The sequence below is a fragment of the Cupriavidus plantarum genome (assembly GCF_905397285.1).
GTDB lineage: Bacteria > Pseudomonadota > Gammaproteobacteria > Burkholderiales > Burkholderiaceae > Cupriavidus > Cupriavidus plantarum.
Window position 1 is genome coordinate 333,989 of sequence record NZ_CAJPUX010000006.1, and the last position, 19,104, is coordinate 353,092.

At 67.4% G+C, this 19,104-nt stretch carries 18 protein-coding genes; 12 read left to right on the plus strand and 6 right to left on the minus strand.

Features of this window, described 5'->3' with window-relative positions; genetic code table 11:
- Positions 1 to 2: 2 nt before the first annotated feature.
- The 5 genes from gatB to gatC all read right to left on the minus strand — a co-directional run bounded on the left by gatB (position 3) and on the right by gatC (position 4,990).
- Positions 3 to 1,466: an Asp-tRNA(Asn)/Glu-tRNA(Gln) amidotransferase subunit GatB gene (gene gatB, locus KHP16_RS23990; protein ID WP_211961281.1), complete on the minus strand. Its 1,464-nt coding sequence runs from the start codon at positions 1,464 to 1,466 to the stop codon at positions 3 to 5.
- Between the two features lie 76 nt (positions 1,467 to 1,542).
- Positions 1,543 to 2,592, minus strand: a complete 1,050-nt coding sequence (locus KHP16_RS23995; protein WP_373561919.1) for a dienelactone hydrolase family protein — start codon at positions 2,590 to 2,592, stop codon at positions 1,543 to 1,545.
- Positions 2,593 to 2,600: 8 nt separating this feature from the next.
- Positions 2,601 to 3,062 (minus strand): hypothetical protein, encoded by a 462-nt coding sequence (locus KHP16_RS24000; RefSeq protein WP_109582408.1) that lies wholly within the window; start codon positions 3,060 to 3,062, stop codon positions 2,601 to 2,603.
- Between the two features lie 21 nt (positions 3,063 to 3,083).
- Positions 3,084 to 4,589: an Asp-tRNA(Asn)/Glu-tRNA(Gln) amidotransferase subunit GatA gene (gatA, locus tag KHP16_RS24005; protein WP_109582407.1), complete on the minus strand. Its 1,506-nt coding sequence runs from the start codon at positions 4,587 to 4,589 to the stop codon at positions 3,084 to 3,086.
- A gap of 101 nt (positions 4,590 to 4,690) precedes the next feature.
- A complete protein-coding gene (gene gatC, locus KHP16_RS24010) occupies positions 4,691 to 4,990 on the minus strand; it encodes an Asp-tRNA(Asn)/Glu-tRNA(Gln) amidotransferase subunit GatC (protein WP_109582406.1) in 300 nt (99 codons plus the stop codon).
- A 770-nt stretch (positions 4,991 to 5,760) separates the two neighbouring features.
- Between gatC and KHP16_RS24015 the strand changes: the two genes are divergently transcribed.
- From KHP16_RS24015 to KHP16_RS24045, 7 genes are all read left to right on the plus strand, one after another.
- A complete protein-coding gene (locus KHP16_RS24015; RefSeq protein ID WP_011296266.1) occupies positions 5,761 to 6,804 on the plus strand; it encodes a rod shape-determining protein in 1,044 nt (347 codons plus the stop codon).
- A gap of 197 nt (positions 6,805 to 7,001) precedes the next feature.
- Positions 7,002 to 8,000 carry a rod shape-determining protein MreC gene (gene mreC, locus KHP16_RS24020; RefSeq protein WP_109582405.1) on the plus strand — a complete coding sequence of 333 codons (999 nt, stop codon included), beginning with the start codon at positions 7,002 to 7,004 and terminating at the stop codon, positions 7,998 to 8,000.
- The gene (gene mreD, locus KHP16_RS24025) at positions 7,997 to 8,509 is read left to right on the plus strand and encodes a rod shape-determining protein MreD (RefSeq protein WP_109582404.1); all 513 of its coding nucleotides are present in this window, start codon (positions 7,997 to 7,999) and stop codon (positions 8,507 to 8,509) included. Before mreC ends, mreD begins: the two co-directional genes overlap by 4 nt.
- 51 nt (positions 8,510 to 8,560) lie before the next feature.
- A complete protein-coding gene (mrdA, locus tag KHP16_RS24030) occupies positions 8,561 to 10,972 on the plus strand; it encodes a penicillin-binding protein 2 (protein WP_109582403.1) in 2,412 nt (803 codons plus the stop codon).
- A gap of 12 nt (positions 10,973 to 10,984) precedes the next feature.
- Entirely contained in the window at positions 10,985 to 12,127 is a 1,143-nt protein-coding gene (rodA, locus tag KHP16_RS24035; protein ID WP_109582402.1) for a rod shape-determining protein RodA, read from the plus strand.
- Between the two features lie 54 nt (positions 12,128 to 12,181).
- Positions 12,182 to 12,853 carry a DUF484 family protein gene (locus KHP16_RS24040; protein WP_109582401.1) on the plus strand — a complete coding sequence of 224 codons (672 nt, stop codon included), beginning with the start codon at positions 12,182 to 12,184 and terminating at the stop codon, positions 12,851 to 12,853.
- 27 nt (positions 12,854 to 12,880) lie between these two features.
- Positions 12,881 to 14,017, plus strand: coding sequence for a tyrosine recombinase XerC (locus KHP16_RS24045; protein WP_211961282.1), 1,137 nt, complete (start codon positions 12,881 to 12,883; stop codon positions 14,015 to 14,017).
- Between the two features lie 21 nt (positions 14,018 to 14,038).
- Here the strand turns inward: KHP16_RS24045 and KHP16_RS24050 are convergent, their stop codons facing one another.
- Positions 14,039 to 15,007: a transcriptional regulator GcvA gene (locus KHP16_RS24050; RefSeq protein ID WP_109582399.1), complete on the minus strand. Its 969-nt coding sequence runs from the start codon at positions 15,005 to 15,007 to the stop codon at positions 14,039 to 14,041.
- Between the two features lie 224 nt (positions 15,008 to 15,231).
- Here KHP16_RS24050 and KHP16_RS24055 point away from each other — a divergent pair, with 224 nt between their 5' ends.
- From KHP16_RS24055 to KHP16_RS24075, 5 genes are all read left to right on the plus strand, one after another.
- The gene (locus KHP16_RS24055) at positions 15,232 to 15,600 is read left to right on the plus strand and encodes a DUF2917 domain-containing protein (RefSeq protein WP_109582398.1); all 369 of its coding nucleotides are present in this window, start codon (positions 15,232 to 15,234) and stop codon (positions 15,598 to 15,600) included.
- 82 nt (positions 15,601 to 15,682) lie between these two features.
- Positions 15,683 to 16,432 (plus strand): lipoyl(octanoyl) transferase LipB, encoded by a 750-nt coding sequence (gene lipB, locus KHP16_RS24060; protein ID WP_211961283.1) that lies wholly within the window; start codon positions 15,683 to 15,685, stop codon positions 16,430 to 16,432.
- Positions 16,433 to 16,479: 47 nt separating this feature from the next.
- Positions 16,480 to 17,466, plus strand: a complete 987-nt coding sequence (gene lipA / locus KHP16_RS24065; RefSeq protein WP_109582396.1) for a lipoyl synthase — start codon at positions 16,480 to 16,482, stop codon at positions 17,464 to 17,466.
- A gap of 362 nt (positions 17,467 to 17,828) precedes the next feature.
- Positions 17,829 to 18,479 (plus strand): 5-oxoprolinase subunit PxpB, encoded by a 651-nt coding sequence (gene pxpB, locus KHP16_RS24070; protein WP_211961284.1) that lies wholly within the window; start codon positions 17,829 to 17,831, stop codon positions 18,477 to 18,479.
- On the plus strand, positions 18,476 to 19,104 hold a 629-nt coding region (locus KHP16_RS24075; protein ID WP_211961285.1), incomplete at its 3' end, for a 5-oxoprolinase subunit C family protein. The genes pxpB and KHP16_RS24075, both read left to right, overlap by 4 nt.

The following is a 19,104-nucleotide window of genomic DNA, read 5'->3' on the forward strand; positions in this document are numbered from 1 at the left end:
GCTTAGGAGAGCTTCTTCTTCAGCAGCTCGTTGACCTGAGAGGGGTTCGCCTTGCCCTTGGTGGCCTTCATGGCCTGGCCCACGAGCGCGTTGAATGCTTTTTCCTTGCCCGAGCGGAATTCCTCGACGGATTTCGCGTTGGCCGCGAGCACGTCGTCGATGATCTTCTCGAGTTCGCCGGTGTCGGACATCTGCTTGAGGCCCTTGGCCGCGATGATCGCATCCGCGTCGCCGCCGGACTCGCCCGCCCACATGGCCGGGAACACGTCCTTCTTGGCGGTGTTGTTCGACACGGTGCCATCGGCGATGCGCGCAAGCAGTTTCGCCAGCTGTGCCGGACTCACCGGCGCCGCATCGATCGCGATGCCGTCGCGGTTAAGCTGCGACGCCACGTCGCCCATGAGCCAGTTGGCCGCGGGCTTCGCGCTGGCCGCGCCCACTTCGCCGACCACGGCTTCGTAGTAAGCGGCGAGCGCCTTGCTCGCGGTCAGCGTGCTGGCGTCGTACGCGGACAGGCCGTACTGCGACACGAAGCGCGCCTGCATGGATGCGGGCAGCTCGGGCAGGCTCTCGCGCACGCGCTCGATCCACGCGTCGTCGATTTCCAGCGGCATCAGGTCCGGATCGGGGAAATAGCGGTAGTCGTGCGCGTCTTCCTTCGTGCGCATCGCGCGCGTCTCGCCGGTATCCGGGTCGAACAGCACGGTGGCCTGCACGATGTCGCGACCGTCCTCGATCTCCGCGATCTGCCACTGCACTTCGTATTCGATGGCCTGTTGCAGGAAGCGGAACGAGTTCAGGTTCTTGATCTCGCGGCGCGTGCCGAATTGCTGCTGGCCCACGGGGCGCACGGACACGTTGGCGTCGCACCGGAAGCTGCCTTCCTGCATGTTGCCGTCGCAGATGCCGAGCCACACCACGAGCGAGTGCAGGGCCTTTGCATAGGCCACGGCTTCGGCGGCGCTGCGCATGTCGGGTTCGGTCACGATCTCGAGCAGCGGCGTGCCGGCACGGTTCAGGTCGATGCCCGTCATGCCCGCAAAGTCCTCATGCAGCGACTTGCCCGCGTCTTCCTCGAGGTGCGCGCGCGTGAGCTGCACGGTCTTCTCGTACACGCCCTGCTTGCCTTCCACCTGAATCGTGATGGCGCCGCCCTGCACGACCGGAATCTCGTACTGGCTGATCTGGTAGCCCTTCGGCAGATCGGGGTAGAAGTAGTTCTTGCGCGCGAAGATGCTGCGCGGCGCGATCGTGGCGCCGATCGCCAGGCCGAACTCGATCGCGCGCTCGACGGCGCCCTTGTTCAGCACGGGCAGCACGCCCGGCAGCGCGAGGTCCACCGGCGAGGCCTGCGTGTTCGGCTCGCCACCGAAGGCGGTGGAGGTGCCCGAGAAAATCTTGGAGACCGTGGAGAGCTGCGTATGCGTCTCCAGGCCGATCACCACTTCCCATTGCGTGGATTGCATGGCGGTATTCCTGTACGTGTTCCGTGTCTTGTATGTTGCGTGTCGCAGTGATTCGCGATGTTCGTCCCTGCGGGCATCAGGGTTCCGTGCTGGACAGCCACGAATCGAGCTGGGTTAGCGCGGCCACGCGGGCGACGGCATCGCCGCCCACGGTGACGTGCCCGCCCCGGCGCGTGGAAGCGACGTCGCGGCGCACATGCAGTTCGCTCGTGCCGTCGAAGCCGTGATACGCACCCGGATAGATCTCGAGGCGGAAGCGCGCGTTCGGCTGGCGCGCCTGCACGGCGCTCTGCAGCATCGCGCAGCGCGTGGCGGGCGTCCAGTCGTCGGCGCCGCCGATCATGACCAGCAGGGGCGAGCGCAGCCGGAAATTATGCTGTTGCACCGCGCGCCGGCAGCCCGGATAGAACGCCACCGCGCGCTCGACGTTCGGTGTGGCGGCGGGCCACGGCCGGCTGGCGTCGATGGTCGCGAGCACGGCCTGCGCGCCGTTGGACCAGCCGAGCAGCACCACGCGGCGCATATCGATGCCGCTCTGGTCCGCGAGCCAGCGTAACGCGGCCAGCGCGTCGGCGCGGCGCGTCTTGTCGTCGAGGGTGCGCGCGTCCGGCGCTTCGTTGCAGCTGCTTTCCTTGCCGCGCGGGCCGTAGCTGTCGGGCATGAGCACCGCGTAGCCGCGTTCGTTGAGCCAGTGCGCGTATTCGCGATAGCGCGTTTGCAGCACGCCCGTCTTGCGCGGCTCGTCGAGGCCATTGCAGCCGTGCAGCGCGACCACCACGGGCATGCCCGTCGCGCGCGCCGTGCTGCTTTCGCGCGGCAGGAACCAGTACGCGGTCAGCGTCGGCATGCCGGGCTCGCCCGGAACCGTCACGCGTTGCGCGGGCGCCGGCTGCGCGAGCGCGGCGCTGGCGGGCGAGGGCGGTGTCAGCGCCGCGCTCGCAGGCGACGACGGCATCATCGCGGGCACGGCCGTGGCCGACAGCGCGCAGGCGCCGAAGGCGAGCGCAGCCAACGCCCGCATCGCCGCGCGTGGCAGGCGACTGACGCCCAGCCGCGCATGGCCGGCCCGGTACCGCGAAGGGCAGGCAGGCTGTGCCAGCGGAGCAAGGCGTGGGGCGTCGTCCATGGCTGTCACTATCGTGTGGCCGCGCACGCACCGGTGCCCGGATCGAACATCACCGGCCAGGCCTGCTCGTAGATCCCGGGCGTGCAGCGCTGCTGGCAATTGGCATGCGCGAGCGTGACGCGGCGCGGATCCTGCCAGACCATGAGCTTGCAGCCGCTGCCATCGTTGGCGCGCAATTCGATATGCGGCGACTTGCGGACCTGCCGGAAGTCGGCGAGGTCGAAGCTGCACGAGCCGCGCTTGCCGACCCACAGCTTCCACGACAGTTGCCGCACGGTGTTGTCGTCGACATTCAGCTGCGCGTCCTCGCGAAAGCCGTCTTCCTCGGTGCGCTGGCAGTTGCCCGCCAGGTCGATGTCGCGGCTCGCGATCGGCGTGGGACGTCCGAACGGCAGCTGGATGCAGCCGCTCACCGTCAGGGCGAGTGCCATGGCGGCCAATACGCGGGTCAGCATCCGGTTGCGTGTCATCGGTGTGGGGTCCCTCGTCCGTCAGGCCGCCGCAGGCCGGCGCAGATGCCAGTCCGTGGCCTGCTGGAACGCATGCGCGGTCTGCAACAGCCGCGCTTCGTCGAAGTAGTTGCCGATCAGCTGCAGGCCCACGGGCATGTTGCCCTCGCCGAAGCCGCACGGCACGCTCATGCCGGGCAGGCCGGCCAGGCTCGTGGACAGCGTGAAGATGTCGGCCAGGTACATCTGCACCGGGTCCGCGCTCTTCTCGCCGAGCTTCCACGCGACGGTCGGCGCCACCGGGCCCATGATCACGTCGCACTGCGCGAACGCGCGCTGGAAGTCGTCCGCGATGATGCGGCGGATCTTTTGTGCCTGCAGGTAGTACGCGTCGTAGTACCCATGGGAGAGGACGTAGGTACCCACGAGAATGCGTCGCTTGACCTCGGCGCCGAAGCCTTCGGCGCGGCTCTTCTTGTACATGTCCAGCAGGTCGCGGTACTCGGCCGCGCGATGGCCGTAACGCACGCCGTCGAAGCGCGACAGGTTCGACGAGGCCTCGGCCGGTGCGATCACGTAGTACACGGGGATCGACAGCTCGGTCTTGGGCAGCGACACGTCAACAAGCGTCGCGCCGAGCTTCTCGTACTCGGCCAGCGCGGCACGCACGGCCTGCTCGACATCGGCGGAGAGGCCCTTGCCGAAGTACTCGCGCGGCAGGCCGATGCGCAGGCCGGCCAGCGGACGGTCCGCGCTGGCGCCCTGGCGCGGCTGGCCCAGATGGCGCGTGAAGTCTTCGTCGACGCCGCCCTGCGCGGGCGTGAGGCTCGTCGAATCCCGTTCGTCGAAGCCCGCCATCGCGTTGAGGAGCAGCGCGCAATCCTCGGCGCTGCGCGCCATCGGGCCGCCCTGATCGAGCGAGGACGCGAACGCGATCATGCCGTAGCGCGATACGCGGCCGTACGTCGGCTTGATGCCGGTGATGCCCGAGAACGACGCGGGCTGCCGGATCGAGCCGCCGGTATCGGTGCCCGTGGCGGCAGGCGCGAGGCCGGCCGCGATCGCGGCAGCGGAGCCGCCCGACGAACCGCCGGGCACGCGCGCGGCATCCCACGGGTTGCGCACGGGGCCGAAGAACGAGTTCTCGTTGGACGAGCCCATCGCGAACTCGTCCATGTTGGTCTTGCCGAGCGTCACCATGCCGGCGGCGGCAAGGCGCGCCACGACGGTCGCGTCGAAGGGGCTCTCGTAGCCCGCGAGCATCTTCGAGCCGGCCGTCGATTGCCAGCCGCGCGTCACGAACACGTCCTTGTGCGCGATGGGCACGCCCGTCAGCGGCGTGGCGTCGCCCCGCGCGCGGCGTGCGTCGGCCTCGCGCGCCTGCGCGAGCGTGAGTTCGGGTTTGACATCGACGAACGCGTTGAGCGCGCCGGCGGCTTCGATACGGGTCAGGTAGTCGCGCGCGAGTTCCTCGGCGGAGACGGTGCGTGCCGCGAGGGCATCGGCGATCTGGCGCAGGGACATCACGGATTCAGCGGAAAAGGACATGTCGGTCGGGTGGGCGTCTGGTAATGGCGGCGAAGGTGGGCTCGATGGCGTCCGGGCGGCGCGGGCGGTGTGTGGTCACCGTACCGGCGCGGCCCGTGCGCTCACTCGATGACCTTCGGCACCAGGTAGAGGCCGTCCTCGGTGGCCGGCGCGGGGCGCTGGTAGTCGGCGCGGCGGTCGGTTTCCGTGACCGCGTCTTCCCGCAGCCGCTGCGCGATGTCGCGCACGGCGGACAGCGGGTGCGCCAGCGGCGTGATGCCGGTGGTATCCACCGCCTGCATCTGCTCGACGAGCGAGAAGAAATTGTTCAGTTGGCCAAGCATGTGCGCGGCCTCTTCATCGCTGGTTTCGATGCGGGCCAGATGGGCAATGCGCTTGACGTCGTTCAGATCGAGGGCCATGGCGTGGAATGACAGACGGTGCCGCGGAGGCGCGCGGAGGTGCGCGGCCGTGGGCGGCCCCTTGTGCGGTCCATCGGGTCCGCTGGAGGGAGGTCACCGGGAAGTGTCCCGGAAGTTACCGAAATTACCGTCAAAGTTACAAGTTTTTCCGGGGCCAAACGCCCCGAAACACCGGGAATTATAAGGTATCATTACGCGTCGCTGCCGGCCCCCGGCCACGTCTTCTCCACATTGCCCCCGATGCGCTAATTGATGTGCTAAACGATGTGCCAGCCGATGTGCCAGCCGATGTGTCAGCCGAGGCGCTCCCCAGTGCCGACGCGCCGGAGCAGGATGAGATGAAACGTGCACGTCAGCCGCTGGTTTGACCGGCCCCTTCGCCGCCGCTCTCCGCGCGGCAGGGATGGACGGCCCGCAGGCATGACACCGATGGCAGGCCGACACCGATGGTAGGTGACGCGACGGCACGTCCCACCGGTGGATTAGCGGCCAGTTTTGATCGCATTTTTCGCTGTCACAATCAGGTACCTCCGATTAGGCTTCTGCCACCGTCAGGTTATTTTTCGACCTGTCATGTGTCTCCGGCGAACTTTCGCGCAGAGTCTAATCAAAGGTTCCCGTAGGTCAGGTGCGACGCACCATTACCGCGCCCCCGGGGGCCGTGAACCCTCTATCGTGACGACCAAATTCGTGGCCGGGCCGCATGCAGCATCGACATGTGGCGCTGGCCGCTTCGCATACCCGCGAACCAACAGAAGACAGGATTCCTGATGTTCGGATTTCTCCGCAGCTATTTCTCCAACGACCTGGCCATCGACCTGGGCACGGCCAACACGCTGATCTACATGCGCGACAAGGGCATCGTGCTCGACGAGCCGTCGGTGGTGGCGATCCGTCAGGAAGGCGGCCCCAATGCCAAGAAGACGATCCAGGCCGTCGGCAAGGAAGCCAAGCAGATGCTCGGCAAGGTCCCCGGCAATATCGAGGCGATTCGGCCGATGAAGGACGGTGTGATCGCCGACTTCACCGTGACCGAGCAGATGCTCAAGCAGTTCATCAAGATGGTGCACGACTCGAAGCTGCTGCGTCCGAGCCCGCGCATCATCATCTGCGTGCCGTGCGGCTCCACCCAGGTGGAGCGCCGCGCGATCCGTGAATCGGCGCTGGGCGCCGGCGCGAGCCAGGTGTACCTGATCGAGGAGCCGATGTCGGCCGCGATTGGCGCCGGCCTGCCGGTCTCGGAGCCGTCCGGCTCGATGGTCGTGGATATCGGCGGCGGCACCACCGAAGTGGGCATCATCTCGCTGGGCGGCATGGTCTACAAGGGTTCGGTCCGCGTGGGCGGTGACAAGTTCGACGAGGCGATCGTCAACTACATCCGCCGCAACTACGGCATGCTGATCGGCGAACAGACCGCCGAGGCCATCAAGAAGGAAATCGGCTCGGCATTCCCGGGCTCGGAAGTCCGCGAAATGGAAGTCAAGGGCCGCAACCTGTCCGAGGGCATTCCGCGCGCGTTCACGGTGTCGTCGAATGAAATCCTCGAAGCGCTGACCGATCCGCTGAACCAGATCGTGTCCGCCGTGAAGATCGCCCTCGAACAGACCCCGCCGGAACTGGGCGCGGACATCGCCGAGCGCGGCATGATGCTGACCGGTGGCGGCGCGCTGCTGCGCGACCTGGACCGTCTGCTGGCCGAAGAAACGGGCCTGCCGGTGCTCGTCGCCGAAGACCCGCTGACCTGCGTGGTGCGCGGCTCGGGCATGGCGCTCGAGCGCATGGACAAGCTCGGCAGCATCTTCTCGTACGAATAACGCGAGCCGGGGACCCTGACGTGGCGATACGCGGCCTGCCGGCGCTTGCGACGGGGGCGGCGTCTCCCCCGCGCCGGGTCTTCCTCGCCGTCAGGCTCTCCGATACGACCCCATCCTTCGCCGCCGGCTGTGCCCGCAGCGTCCGCAATACGGACCCTGCCGCCGCCGGCGGGTTGCATTCGCCTGCGTACGGGTAAATGGACTACACACCGCCGCCTCTTTTCAAGCAGGGCACTTCGGCAGTCGCGCGGCTGGTCATTTTCGTGGCCATCTCGCTCGCGCTGCTGATCGTCGATGCCCGCTTCAACGCGCTGAGCGTCGCGCGCCAGGTCGCGGCCACCGTGCTGCTGCCGGTGGAGCGCGTGGTGCTGGTGCCGCGCGACGCGGTGCGCGGCATGTTCGATTACGCGCAGTCCTCCGTCACGCTCGCCACCGAGAACCGCGAGTTGCGCCGCAACGCCGTGCAGCAGGCCGAAGCCTCGGTGCGGCAGGCCGAGCTCGAGGCCGAGAACAACCAGTTGCGCAAGCTGCTGAGCCTCAAGGAGCGTTCGGCCACGCCGGTGACCACGGCCGAGATCCTCTATGACGCGCGCGATCCGTACAGCCAGCGCATCGTGATCGACCGCGGCAGCCAGCAAGGCCTGCGCGCGGGCTATCCCGTCATCGACGAGCGCGGCGTGGTCGGCCAGGTCACGCGTGTGTCGCCGTTCCAGTCGGAAGTGACGCTGCTCACGGACAAGGATCAGGCCATTCCGGTCCAGGTCGTGCGCAATGGCTTGCGCAGCGTGGCCTTCGGGGGTTCGCGGGCGGGTCTGCTGGACCTGCGCTTCATGGCGGCGTCCGCGGACCTGCAGCAGGGCGACCTGCTCGTGACGTCGGGCCTGGATGGCACATATCCGCCGGGGCTGCCGGTGGCAAAGGTCGTGCAGATCGAGCGCAAGGCCGATACCGCCTTCTCGCGCGTGTACTGCGAGCCTGTGGCCGGTGTGCGCGCGCACCGGCAGTTGCTCGTCGTGCAATACGAAGCGAACCTGCCGCCGCGTCCGGCCGATGAGCCGACCGGCAAGTCCGACAAGGCGGAGCGCGGCGCGCGTTCGGCGGCGGCCCGTGCCGCGGCGGAAAGCAAGGCCGCGGACAAGGCCGAGAAAGCGGACGGCAAATCCGACAGCAAGGCTGCCCGGGAGTCCGCGCAATGACCAATCGTCAGTATCTGTTGCGTCCGGTGAATCCCGCATTCATCGCGCTGAGCTTTATCTTCGCGTTCCTGTTCAACCTCATGCCCTGGGGCACCACGCTGTGGATCCCGGACATGGTCGCACTGGTGCTCGTGTTCTGGAACATCCACCAGCCGCGCAAGGTCGGCATGGGCGTCGCGTTCCTGCTCGGCCTGCTGATGGACGTGCACGACGCGCGCCTGCTCGGCGAGCACGCCATGGCGTACACGCTGCTCGCGTACTTCGCGATCACGATCCATCGCCGCGTGCTGTGGTTCTCGGTCTATGCGCAGGCGCTGCACGTGCTGCCGTTGCTGTTCGTCACCCACGCGGTGCCGGTGGTGATCCGGCTGGCGATGGGTGCGCCGCTGCCGGGCTGGCAACTTCTGCTCGCCCCGGGTATCGAAGCCCTGTTATGGCCGCTCGCCACCAGCCTGTTGCTGGCGCCGCAGCGCCGCTCCAACGATGTAGACGAGACGCGTCCGATCTGACCGCCCGGTTGAATCCGACGTGCTCGTGAGAGATACCCCGCAGCACTTGCCATGACAGAAATCCGCAACGTCGAACTCGAAATCGGCCGCTTCCGCATACGCGTGGCGGCCGCAGCGCTGTTCACGGTGATCTGCTTCGGGCTGCTGTTCACGCGCTTCCTGTGGCTGCAGTGGTACAAGCACGACCAGTACTCGGCCAAGGCCGAGGACAACCGCATCTCGGTGGCGCCGATCGAGCCGAACCGCGGCCTGATCATGGACCGCAATGGCGTGATCCTGGCCCGCAACTACTCGGCCTACACGCTCGAGGTCACGCCCTCCAAGCTCACCGACACGCTCGACAACACGATCGACGCGCTATCCACGCTCGTGGACATCCAGCCGCGCGACCGCCGACGCTTCAAGCGGCTGCTCGAGGAATCGCGCAGCTTCGAGTCGCTGCCGATCCGCAGCCAGCTCTCGGACGAGGAAGTCGCGCGCTTCTCCGCGCAGCGTTTCCGCTTTCCCGGCGTCGACGTGCGCGCGCGGCTGTTCCGCCAGTATCCGCTCGGCGAGTCGGCAAGCCATGTGATCGGCTATATCGGCCGCATCTCGCAGCGCGACCAGGAACGCATCGAAGAGATGGATGCGGCCAACGATGCCGAGGGCGCCCGGTACGATCCGCGCAAGGACGCCGACAACTACAAGGGCACCAACTACATCGGCAAGATCGGCCTGGAACAGAGCTACGAGAGCGAGCTGCACGGCCTGACGGGCTTCGAGGAAGTGGAAGTGAGCGCGGGCGGGCGTCCCATCCGCACGCTGTCGACGTCGCCCGCGACGCCGGGCAACAACCTGATCCTGTCGCTCGACATCCGCCTGCAGCAACTGGCCGAGCAACTGTTCGGCGACCGCCGCGGCGCGCTGGTAGCGATCGAACCGGCCACGGGCGACATTCTCGCGTTCGTCTCCAAGCCCACCTACGATCCGAACCTGTTCGTCGAGGGCATCGACACCAACACGTGGAACGAGCTCAACAACTCGCCGGACAAGCCGCTGCTGAACCGCCCGCTGCGCGGCACCTATCCGCCGGGCTCCACGTACAAGCCGTTCATGGCGCTGGCCGCGCTGACGACGGGCAAGCGCACGGCCGCATGGGGCATGCACGACCCGGGCTTCTTCACGTTCGGCAACCATACGTTCCGCGACGACAAGCCCGGCGGCCACGGCTGGGTAGACATGCAGGCGTCGATCGTGCAGTCGTGCGACACGTACTACTACGCGCTGGCACGCGACATGGGTGTCAACGGCATCCACGATTTCATGAAGCCCCTGGGCTTCGGCCAGATTACCGGCATCGATATCGAAGGCGAGAGCCGCGGCATCCTCCCGTCCACCGACTGGAAGCGCAAGGCGTACCGCAAGCCCGAACAACAGCGCTGGTACGACGGCGAAACGATTTCGCTCGGCATCGGGCAGGGCTACAACAGCTTCACGATCCTCCAGCTCGCCAACGCGGTGTCGATCATCGTCAACAATGGCTCCGTCATGAAACCTCACCTGGTCAAGGCGGTCGAGGACTCGGTCTCGCGCCAGCGTACGCTGACGGTGCCGAAAGAGAGCTATCGGATTCCGCTGAAGCAGGCCGATATCGACGTGATCAAGAAGGCCATGGTCGCCGTGACGCACTCGGGTACCGCCGCGCGGGTGTTCGCGGGCGCCGCGTACGAGTCGGCCGGCAAGACCGGCACGGCGCAGACGTACACGCTCGGCAAGAACGAGAAGTACAACCACCATGCGCTGGAAGAGCGCAAGCGCGACCACTCGCTCTATACGGCATTCGCGCCGGCGGACAATCCGAAGATCGCACTCGCGCTGATCGTCGAGAACGCGGGCTTCGGCGCGGCGGTCGCGGCGCCGATCGCGCGCAAGGTGATGGACTATTACCTGACCGGCAAGTGGCCCGAGGAACTGCAGGCCAGCGCGCCGCCGCCCGCCGAACGCGAGCGCGCGGGCGGCAAGCCGCCCGTCGATACGCCTAGCGTTTTCACGACGGGCCAGACCGCGAGCGTGGCCAGCGCCACCGTGATGATGACCGCGCCCACGGCCGCTGCCAGCGGCGCGGCGGGAGCGGCTAGCGGTGCCGCGGCGGTCGTGGCCGAGGCGAGCGGGGCGGGTGCCAGCGCATCGGCCGCACAGGCGGCACAGGCGTCCGCGCGCGGGGCGTCCGAAGCGCTGGCCCAGCGGCTGGATCCCGATGCGATCGCGCCGGCATCGGCCGTCGAGACGCTCGACGCGCGCATGCTGCAGGCGCTCGGCCATAGCCGGCTTGCGCCGGCATCGGGCCCAGCGGCGCCGGCCGCGGCGCCCGCGGGTCCGACCAAGAAGCCGGTCGCGCCGGCCGGACAGCAGGGCGCGCCGGCCGTGCCCGCGAAGCCGCGCGCGCGTCCGGTGGCCGCCGCCGCCCCAACCGCTACCGACTAAGGAGACGCGCTCATGGAAAAACGTCGCGTCCTGTCCGTGCTTCGGACCGCCTTCACCGGCTTCGACAAGCCGCTCGCGCTCATCGTGTTCCTGTTGTTCGCGACGGGCATCGTGGCGCTGTATTCGGCCGCCATCGACATGCCGGGCCGCGTCGAGGACCAGCTGCGGAACATCCTGCTGTCGTACGTCGTGATGCTCGTCATCGCCTATATGCCGACGCAACTGCTGATGCGGATCGCGGTGCCGCTCTACACGGTTGGCGTCGCGCTGCTGATCGCGGTGGCGATGTTCGGGCTGATCCGCAAGGGCGCGCGGCGCTGGCTCAATGTGGGCATGGTCATCCAGCCGTCGGAGATCATGAAGATCTCGATGCCGCTGATGCTGGCCTGGTACTTCCAGAAACGCGAGGGCGTGATCAAGTGGTTCGACTTCGTCGTCGCGCTGATCCTGCTGGGCGTGCCGGTGGGCCTGATCGCCAAGCAGCCTGACCTCGGCACCGGCCTGCTCGTGCTGGCCGCGGGCCTGTATGTCATCTATTTCGCGGGGCTGTCGTGGCGCATCATCCTGCCGCTGCTCGCGATCGTCGTCGTGGCCATCACGCTGCTGGTGTCGTACGAAAGCCAGATCTGCGCGCCGGGGGTGAACTGGCCGGTCCTGCACGACTATCAGCAGCATCGCGTCTGCACACTGCTGGACCCGACCACCGATCCGCTCGGCAAGGGCTTCCACACGATCCAGTCGATCATCGCGATCGGCTCGGGCGGCGTCACGGGCAAGGGCTGGCTCAAGGGCACGCAGACCCACCTCGAATTCATCCCGGAGAAGCACACCGACTTTATCTTCGCGGTGTTCTCCGAGGAGTTCGGTCTCATCGGCAACGCGGTGTTGCTGGTGCTGTACCTGCTGCTGATCTTCCGCGGGCTGTACATCGCGGCCAACGCGCCGACGCTGTTCTCACGGCTGCTGGCGGGGGCGATCACGCTGATCTTCTTCACGTACGCGTTCGTGAACATGGGGATGGTGAGCGGCATCCTGCCCGTGGTGGGCGTGCCGTTACCGCTGCTCAGTTATGGCGGCACGGCGCTCGTGACACTGGGCATGGGCATCGGCATCCTGATGAGTATCTCGCGGCAGAAGCGGCTGATCCAGACCTGACATGCCGTTTGCTACACTGCCGACCACAACACCCCAATGCCTGGTAGAGACGCCATGAATTCGCAAGACGTTGCAAGCTGGCTGCAGAGCCATCCGCAGTTTTTCGAGGATCACGCCGAACTGCTCGCGGCCGTCCAGCTGACGAGCCCGCACAGCCACCGCGCGGTATCGCTGCAGGAGCGCCAGATGGAAATCCTGCGCGAGAAGAACAAGGGCCTCGAGCTGAAGCTGGCGGACCTCGTGCGGCACGGGCATGACAACGATCGCACGCAACAGCGCATGCACGCGTGGCAGCTGCGCCTGCTCGCGGAAGTGGACTCGCACGCGCTGCCGTATGCCGTGCAGGACGGCCTGCAGCAGGTGTTCGACGTGCCCGCCGTGGCGCTGCGCCTGTGGAACGTGGGCCAGGCCTATTCCCATATGGAAGTGGCGCAGGGCGCGAGCGACGACCTGCGGCTGTTCGCCGAGGGGCTGCGCGCGCCGTACTGCGGCCCGAACAGCGGCTTCGAGGCAGCCAGCCTGCTGGAGCGCGCCGATATCGCATCGCTCGCGATGGTGACGCTGCGCGCGCCGGCCCGCTTGGGAGAAGAGGGCACAGGCCCGACATTCGGACTGCTGGTGCTGGGCTCGCCCGACGCGCGGCGGTTCCATGAGGGCATGGGCACGGCGTATCTGGCGCAAATCGGCGAAGTCGCCGGCGCCGCGCTGAACCGGCTGCGCGACTGACGCACGCCGCCTTTCACCCCCATCGCCATGGCGTCACGCCGACCGCCGCGCCCGTCACAACGCAGGGCTGACACTGGCAGGGCAGACCCTGGCAGTGCCGACGCTGCGGGCGATGATGCGAAGGTTCTGGCGGAAGGTCCGCCACCCGCCTCCGATGCGCGGGTCGTGCGCTACCTCGAATGGCTCGAGACCGGGCGCAAGCTCGCGCGCCATACGCTGATCAACTACACGCACGACCTCGCCACGCTCCAGTCGCACGCCACGCGGCATGCACCGGGCGTGGACCTGCTCGCGCTCCAGACCCACCATATCCGCGCGTTCGCGGCGCGCATGCATGGGGGCGGCTTGTCCGGCGCGACCATCGCGCGGGCGCTGTCCGCGTGGCGCGGCTTCTATCTCTGGGCCGCACAGCATGGGCACGGCGTGGTGGCGAACCCCGTCGATGGCGTGCGCGCGCCGCGGCGCGGGCATCGGCTGCCGAAGGCCTTGTCGGTCGAGCATGCGGTTGCGCTCGTCGCGCACCGTGGGAATGACGACGCGGCGGCGCGGCGCGATCAGGCGGTGTACGAACTCTTCTACTCCAGCGGCCTGCGTTTATCGGAGCTCGTGCAGCTGGATGTGCGCTATACCGAAGACGGCGACTATCGCTCCTCCGGCTGGCTCGACCTTGCCGAGGGCGAGGTGACGGTCATCGGCAAGGGGGCGCGCCAGCGCAAGGTGCCTGTGGGCAGCAAGGCGCTGGAGGCCCTGCGCGCATGGCTTGCGGTTCGCGATCAGCTTGTGCGGCCGGGCGCGGCGCCCGAGGATGCCGCCGCGCTCTTTCTTGGCGCGCGTGGCGGGCGCCTGTCGGGCGGAACGGTCCAGCAGCGCATCAAGAAGCAGGCGATCGCGGCGGGTTTGCCGACCGATGTGCATCCGCACATGCTGCGGCATTCGTTTGCCACGCACGTGTTGCAGTCGTCGGGGGACCTGCGCGCGGTGCAGGAAATGCTTGGCCACGCGAGCATCTCCACCACGCAGATCTATACGTCGCTGGACTTCCAGCATCTGGCCAAGGTTTACGATAGAGCCCACCCCCGAGCGCACCCCCGAGCGGGGCGTTCGACTGGCGACAAGGCGTCGGCTGAGGGCGATGAGGAAGATAAGGAAGCCGGCGGCGATTGACAGGCGGCTACCTCCGCGCCCTCACCCCCCTTTATCCGTCCACTGCGACAGGATGGCGCGAAAGCGTTCCATCTCTGGCAGCAGCCACTGGCGGAACGCCTGCACCTTCGGCAGTTCGAGGCTTTCGGGCGAGCACACGAAATACAGCAGCCACGGACAGGCGATGCTCACGTCGAACAGCCGCACCACGCGGCCCGACAGCAGGTCGTTGTACGCCAGCGACGAGCGAATCAGTGCGATGCCCTGGCCTTCGGCGGCCGCCTGCAACAGCAGTGAGGAGTCCTGCAGCAGCAGGCCCTTCCGTGGCTCCGGCCAGTCGAGGCCGGCGGCCTCGAACCACGGTTTCCACGGATCGCCCTCGCCGCGCAGCAGCGGCATGCCGGCCATGTGCTGCGGCAGTTCGGGCAGGCGTCCGCCATTGAAGTCGGGGCTGCAGACCGGAAAGAACCGGTCGTCGAGCAGCCGTTCCACATACAGGCCCGGATAGTCGCCACTCCCCATGCGCAGCGCGATGTCGACCTCCTCGCTCCCGAAGTCGACGAGCGAATTCGACGACAGCAGCTCGACGTCGAGCTCCGGATGCCGCTCGATGAAGCTGCCGATGCGTGGCGTGAGCCAGCGCGCCGCGAACGACGGCATGGTGCTGATGGTGAGGCGCTTGTCGCGGTTGCCGGCCTGCAACGCGCGCGTGGCGTCGGCGATCTGCAGCAGCGCGTCGCGCACGCGCTCCGCGTAGACGCGCCCATTGACGGTCAGCGCAACGCGCTTGCCGCGGCGCTCGAACAGCGGCTGCCCAAGTTCTTCCTCGAGCGCGCGGATCTGATGGCTCACCGCGCCGTGCGTGACGAACAGCTCCGCGGCCGCCCGGGAAAAACTCTCGTGGCGCGCGGCGGCCTCGAACGCGCGCAGCGCGGCCAGCGCCGGCAGGCGCGGAAATTCGCGGCGCCAGCTACGCGCGTCGTCGGGGTGCCAGGGCCCCTTGCCAGCCATAGGTGACATCCTCCACGGGTTGATCTCGGATCGCTATGTGAGTTTCATTGACAAGCGAATAGAAAATATATCGTTTTGATAGTGCTAGGGCAATCCCTAGAATGCAATGCACCGGACGCCGCAAATCAAAGCGATACAGCGATCAAAACTGGCCCGGTCGGCAAGCCGGGCCAGTTCCGGCGCGCCGCCCAAGCCACGGCGGTTCGGATATCGGAGAAGCCATCATGAAAACTCTGCTCACAACGACAGTGTTCACCCTGAATCCCGGCGAAGTCACCGCCCTCTCGCTCCATGCCGCCCAGCGCCTCGTGGTACAGAAAGCCGCCGGCACGCACCTCTGGGTAACGCGCGAGAACGATTCGGAGGACTACTGGCTCCGTTGCGGCAGTAGCCTGCTGCTGCGCCGGGGCGACGAGATCGTCCTCAGCGTGGACACCGCGGCACCGGAAGCCATTCAGCTCGCGCTGATCGCCGAAGCCCGCCGTCCGTCGCTGACCGTTGGCGACGCGTTGCACCTCGCCTGGCGCGCCGTCCGCCGGCTCGTGCGCGGTACGGAGTGGACCCCGGGCAAGGATCAGGTCACCGCGAACTGACCATGGCGGCATAGCCAGCGCAGTGCCAGATCACAGGGGAGCGGGCCGGCAGGCCCGCTCCCTTTTCGTTACACTGGCGGGCATGCATCCCATACAAGTCATCGATCGGGGTCGCGAGCCGTACGCGCCCTGTTTCGACGCGATGCGGGCGTACACCGAGGCCCGCGGCGCCGACACCCCCGACCAGATCTGGCTGGTCGAGCATCCGCCGGTCTACACGCTCGGCCAGGCCGGCGACCCGGCACATCTGCTCGCGCCTGACGCGGCCATCCCCGTCGTGAAGATCGACCGCGGGGGCCAGATCACCTATCACGGACCGGGCCAGATCGTGGCTTACCTGCTGCTGGACCTGCGGCGGCGCCATCTGATGGTGCGCGAACTGGTCCACGATATCGAGCAGGCCGTGCTGGACACACTCGCGGCGTATAATCTCGCAGCCGAGCGCAAGGCCGGCGCGCCGGGCATCTATCTGTCGGATGGAGTGCACCGGGGCGCCAAGATTGCCGCGCTGGGCCTCAAGATCCGCAACGGCTGCAGCTATCACGGCGTCAGCCTCAACGTGCAGATGGACCTCTCGCCGTTCCTGCGCATCAATCCCTGCGGCTATGCCGGACTGGAGACGGTCGACATGGCCACCGCGGGCGCCACTACGGTGGCCGACGATGCGCGCGATGGCGCGGCGCCCCTGCCCGTGACCGCGGATCATCAACCCGAGATCGCACGGCGCCTGGCGGCGGCCTTGTGCGAGGTGCTGGCGGCACGCGAAGCGCGCGCCGTGGCCAACGGGCCAGCCGCCGTGGTTCCCGTGGCAGAAACTGCCGCGGCCACATGACGGTCGGCTCAGACAGCCGGCTCCTAAATACCTAGCCCAAAGACATCATGAGCGACGCCCTGATCGCCACCTCCAGCGAAGCCCCGCAGGCCGACTACGATCCGACCCGGAAGCAGAAGTCCGCCGACAAGACCGCGCGCATTCCCATCAAGATCGTGCCGGCCGAGAAGCTCAAGAAGCCCGAGTGGATTCGCGTGAAGGCCGCCACCGGCAATTCCCGGTTCTACGAGATCAAGGACATCCTGCGCGCGAACAACCTGGTCACGGTGTGCGAGGAAGCCAGCTGCCCGAACATCGGCGAATGCTTCGGCAAGGGCACGGCCACGTTCATGATCATGGGCGACAAGTGCACGCGCCGCTGCCCGTTCTGCGACGTGGGCCACGGCCGTCCCGATCCGCTCGACGTCAACGAGCCAGGCAACCTGGCCCGCACGATCGCGCAGCTCAAGCTCAATTACGTGGTGATCACCAGCGTGGATCGTGACGATCTGCGCGACGGGGGCGCCCAGCACTTCGTGGACTGCATCACGCAGACGCGCGAGCTGTCGCCGGGCACGCGCATCGAGGTGCTGGTGCCGGATTTCCGCGGCCGCCTCGACAAGGCGCTGGATATCCTTCAGGCCGGCCCGCCCGACGTGATGAACCACAACCTGGAAACGGTGCCCCGCCTGTACAAGCAGGCGCGCCCTGGCGCCGACTACGCGCATTCGCTCAAGCTGCTGCAGGAGTTCAAGCGCCGTAACCCGAACGTCGCGACCAAGTCGGGTCTGATGGTCGGGCTGGGCGAGACCGACGAGGAAATTCTCGAAGTCATGCGCGACATGCGCGCGCACGACATCGACATGCTGACGATCGGCCAGTATCTGGCGCCGTCGAACCACCATCTGCCCGTGCTGCGCTACGTGCATCCGGACACCTTCAAGATGTTCGAGGACGAGGCCTACAAGATGGGCTTCACCCACGCGGCGGTGGGCGCGATGGTCCGCAGCTCGTATCACGCCGACCAGCAGGCGCATCAGGCCGGCTTTGCCTGATCGATAGCCGCCTTTTCAAAAAGCACTGCCAGGACGGCCGGGAATTCCCCGGCCGTTTTTGTTTTCCGTGCGAAGACGCAATGCGACCCCAATGGACCCCAATGGGCCGGAACCGTGCACGGGACGGCATTTTGGCGACTTTTCGGGGCGTGTGGGCACCCTTTGAGTGCAGAAGAACCTAGGGACATCCCGAGGTGGTGGCCGTTCGCTTGTTTCGATACTATGAATTTATCGATAAAACATCGATGAAATAGCGAAACGTCACGTTTGGATCGTCAGGCAGGCCCGCAACTTGCTCTCTACGCTGCCATTGCCTGTCTACACTGACCTGAAGTCCGGTCCTCATCACAACGGCACCCAACATGCCCCAATGCACCGTTCACCGCCTGGCGGAACAGGCGCTCCTCTACAGCGTCGCGCCGCCGGCTTCCCTCGATGTCCAGCGCCGGATCTGGGCCATGGCCGAGCGGGCCGCGGACTGGCGCGGCGTGGTCGACGTCGTGCCGGGCATGAACAACCTGACCGTGGTCTTCGACGGCACGGCGGACGTCAGCGCACTGGAGCGCAATCTCAAGGTGGCCTGGGCGTCGGGCGAAACCCGCAACGCCACGGGCAAGCTCGTGGAGATTCCGGTCCGCTATGGCGGCGAGTACGGCCCCGATCTGGCCGATGTGGCCGCCCACACGGGGCTGTCGGCCGAAGAGGTCGTTCGCCGCCATGCGGCTGGCGAGTACGTCGTGTATTTCCTCGGCTTCCAGCCGGGCTTCGCCTATATGGGCGGCATGGAGGCCGCGCTGGCCACGCCGCGCCGCCGCGAGCCGCGTCTGGCCGTGCCGGCCGGCGCGGTGGGCATCGGCGGCGAGCAGACGGGCATCTACCCGGCGGTACTGCCGGGCGGCTGGCAGCTCATCGGCCATACCGACGCTAGATTGTTCGTGGCGGATCGCGATCCGCCCTCTCTGTTTGCGCCGGGTGACACGGTGCGCTTCGTCATCGAGGAATTCGTCGCGTGATTGAGATCATTCGCCCTGGCGCACAGGCATCCGTCCAGGACCTCGGTCGTATCGGGTTTCGCCGCTTCGGCGTGGGCCGTTCGGGCGCCGCGGACAACCTGGCGCTGGAAGTCGGCAACCGTCTGCTCGGCAACGCGCCCGGCGACGCGGGCATCGAGTTCACGCTGGGCCGCGCGGCCATGCGTTTCCACGCGGACATGCGCGTGGCCCTGACCGGCGCCGAGTGCGGCGCCAACCTCGACGGCCTGCCCGTGTGGGCATGGCATGCGTTCGACGTGCGCAAGGGGCAGGTGCTGACGCTGCCCGCCGCGCGCGGCGGCACGCGGACCTACCTCTGCGTGTCGGGCGGCATCGACGTGCCCCCGGTCATGAATTCGCGCAGCACGGACCTGAAGTCCGGCTACGGCGGTTTCCAGGGACGCGTGCTGCGCGACGGCGATCGCCTGCCCGTGGGGCGCGTGGGGCTGGCGAGCGAGCAGGACTGGCTCGGCGTGGCCGCGCCCGCATGGTCGCTGCCGGTCAATCGGCAGGGCGATGCCTGGGTCGTGCGCATGCTGCCCGGTCCCGAATACGAAGACTTCGAACCCGCGTCGCAGGCCGCGCTGTGGGAGGCGGAGTGGACCAT

Excerpts from the sequence above, each read along its gene's own strand:
- KHP16_RS23995 (WP_373561919.1), bottom strand. The coding sequence starts at position 2,592 with ATGGACGACGCCCCACGCCTTGCTCCGCTGGCACAGCCTGCCTGCCCT.
- mreD (WP_109582404.1), top strand. The coding sequence starts at position 7,997 with ATGACCAATCGTCAGTATCTGTTGCGTCCGGTGAATCCCGCATTCATC.
- lipB (WP_211961283.1), top strand. The coding sequence starts at position 15,683 with ATGCATCCCATACAAGTCATCGATCGGGGTCGCGAGCCGTACGCGCCC.
- gatB (WP_211961281.1), bottom strand. The coding sequence starts at position 1,466 with ATGCAATCCACGCAATGGGAAGTGGTGATCGGCCTGGAGACGCATACG.
- KHP16_RS24045 (WP_211961282.1), top strand. The coding sequence starts at position 12,881 with ATGGCGTCACGCCGACCGCCGCGCCCGTCACAACGCAGGGCTGACACT.
- KHP16_RS24000 (WP_109582408.1), bottom strand. The coding sequence starts at position 3,062 with ATGACACGCAACCGGATGCTGACCCGCGTATTGGCCGCCATGGCACTC.
- lipA (WP_109582396.1), top strand. The coding sequence starts at position 16,480 with ATGAGCGACGCCCTGATCGCCACCTCCAGCGAAGCCCCGCAGGCCGAC.
- gatA (WP_109582407.1), bottom strand. The coding sequence starts at position 4,589 with ATGTCCTTTTCCGCTGAATCCGTGATGTCCCTGCGCCAGATCGCCGAT.
- mrdA (WP_109582403.1), top strand. The coding sequence starts at position 8,561 with ATGACAGAAATCCGCAACGTCGAACTCGAAATCGGCCGCTTCCGCATA.
- KHP16_RS24040 (WP_109582401.1), top strand. The coding sequence starts at position 12,182 with ATGAATTCGCAAGACGTTGCAAGCTGGCTGCAGAGCCATCCGCAGTTT.
- rodA (WP_109582402.1), top strand. The coding sequence starts at position 10,985 with ATGGAAAAACGTCGCGTCCTGTCCGTGCTTCGGACCGCCTTCACCGGC.
- KHP16_RS24015 (WP_011296266.1), top strand. The coding sequence starts at position 5,761 with ATGTTCGGATTTCTCCGCAGCTATTTCTCCAACGACCTGGCCATCGAC.
- pxpB (WP_211961284.1), top strand. The coding sequence starts at position 17,829 with ATGCCCCAATGCACCGTTCACCGCCTGGCGGAACAGGCGCTCCTCTAC.
- KHP16_RS24050 (WP_109582399.1), bottom strand. The coding sequence starts at position 15,007 with ATGGCTGGCAAGGGGCCCTGGCACCCCGACGACGCGCGTAGCTGGCGC.
- KHP16_RS24055 (WP_109582398.1), top strand. The coding sequence starts at position 15,232 with ATGAAAACTCTGCTCACAACGACAGTGTTCACCCTGAATCCCGGCGAA.
- mreC (WP_109582405.1), top strand. The coding sequence starts at position 7,002 with ATGGACTACACACCGCCGCCTCTTTTCAAGCAGGGCACTTCGGCAGTC.
- gatC (WP_109582406.1), bottom strand. The coding sequence starts at position 4,990 with ATGGCCCTCGATCTGAACGACGTCAAGCGCATTGCCCATCTGGCCCGC.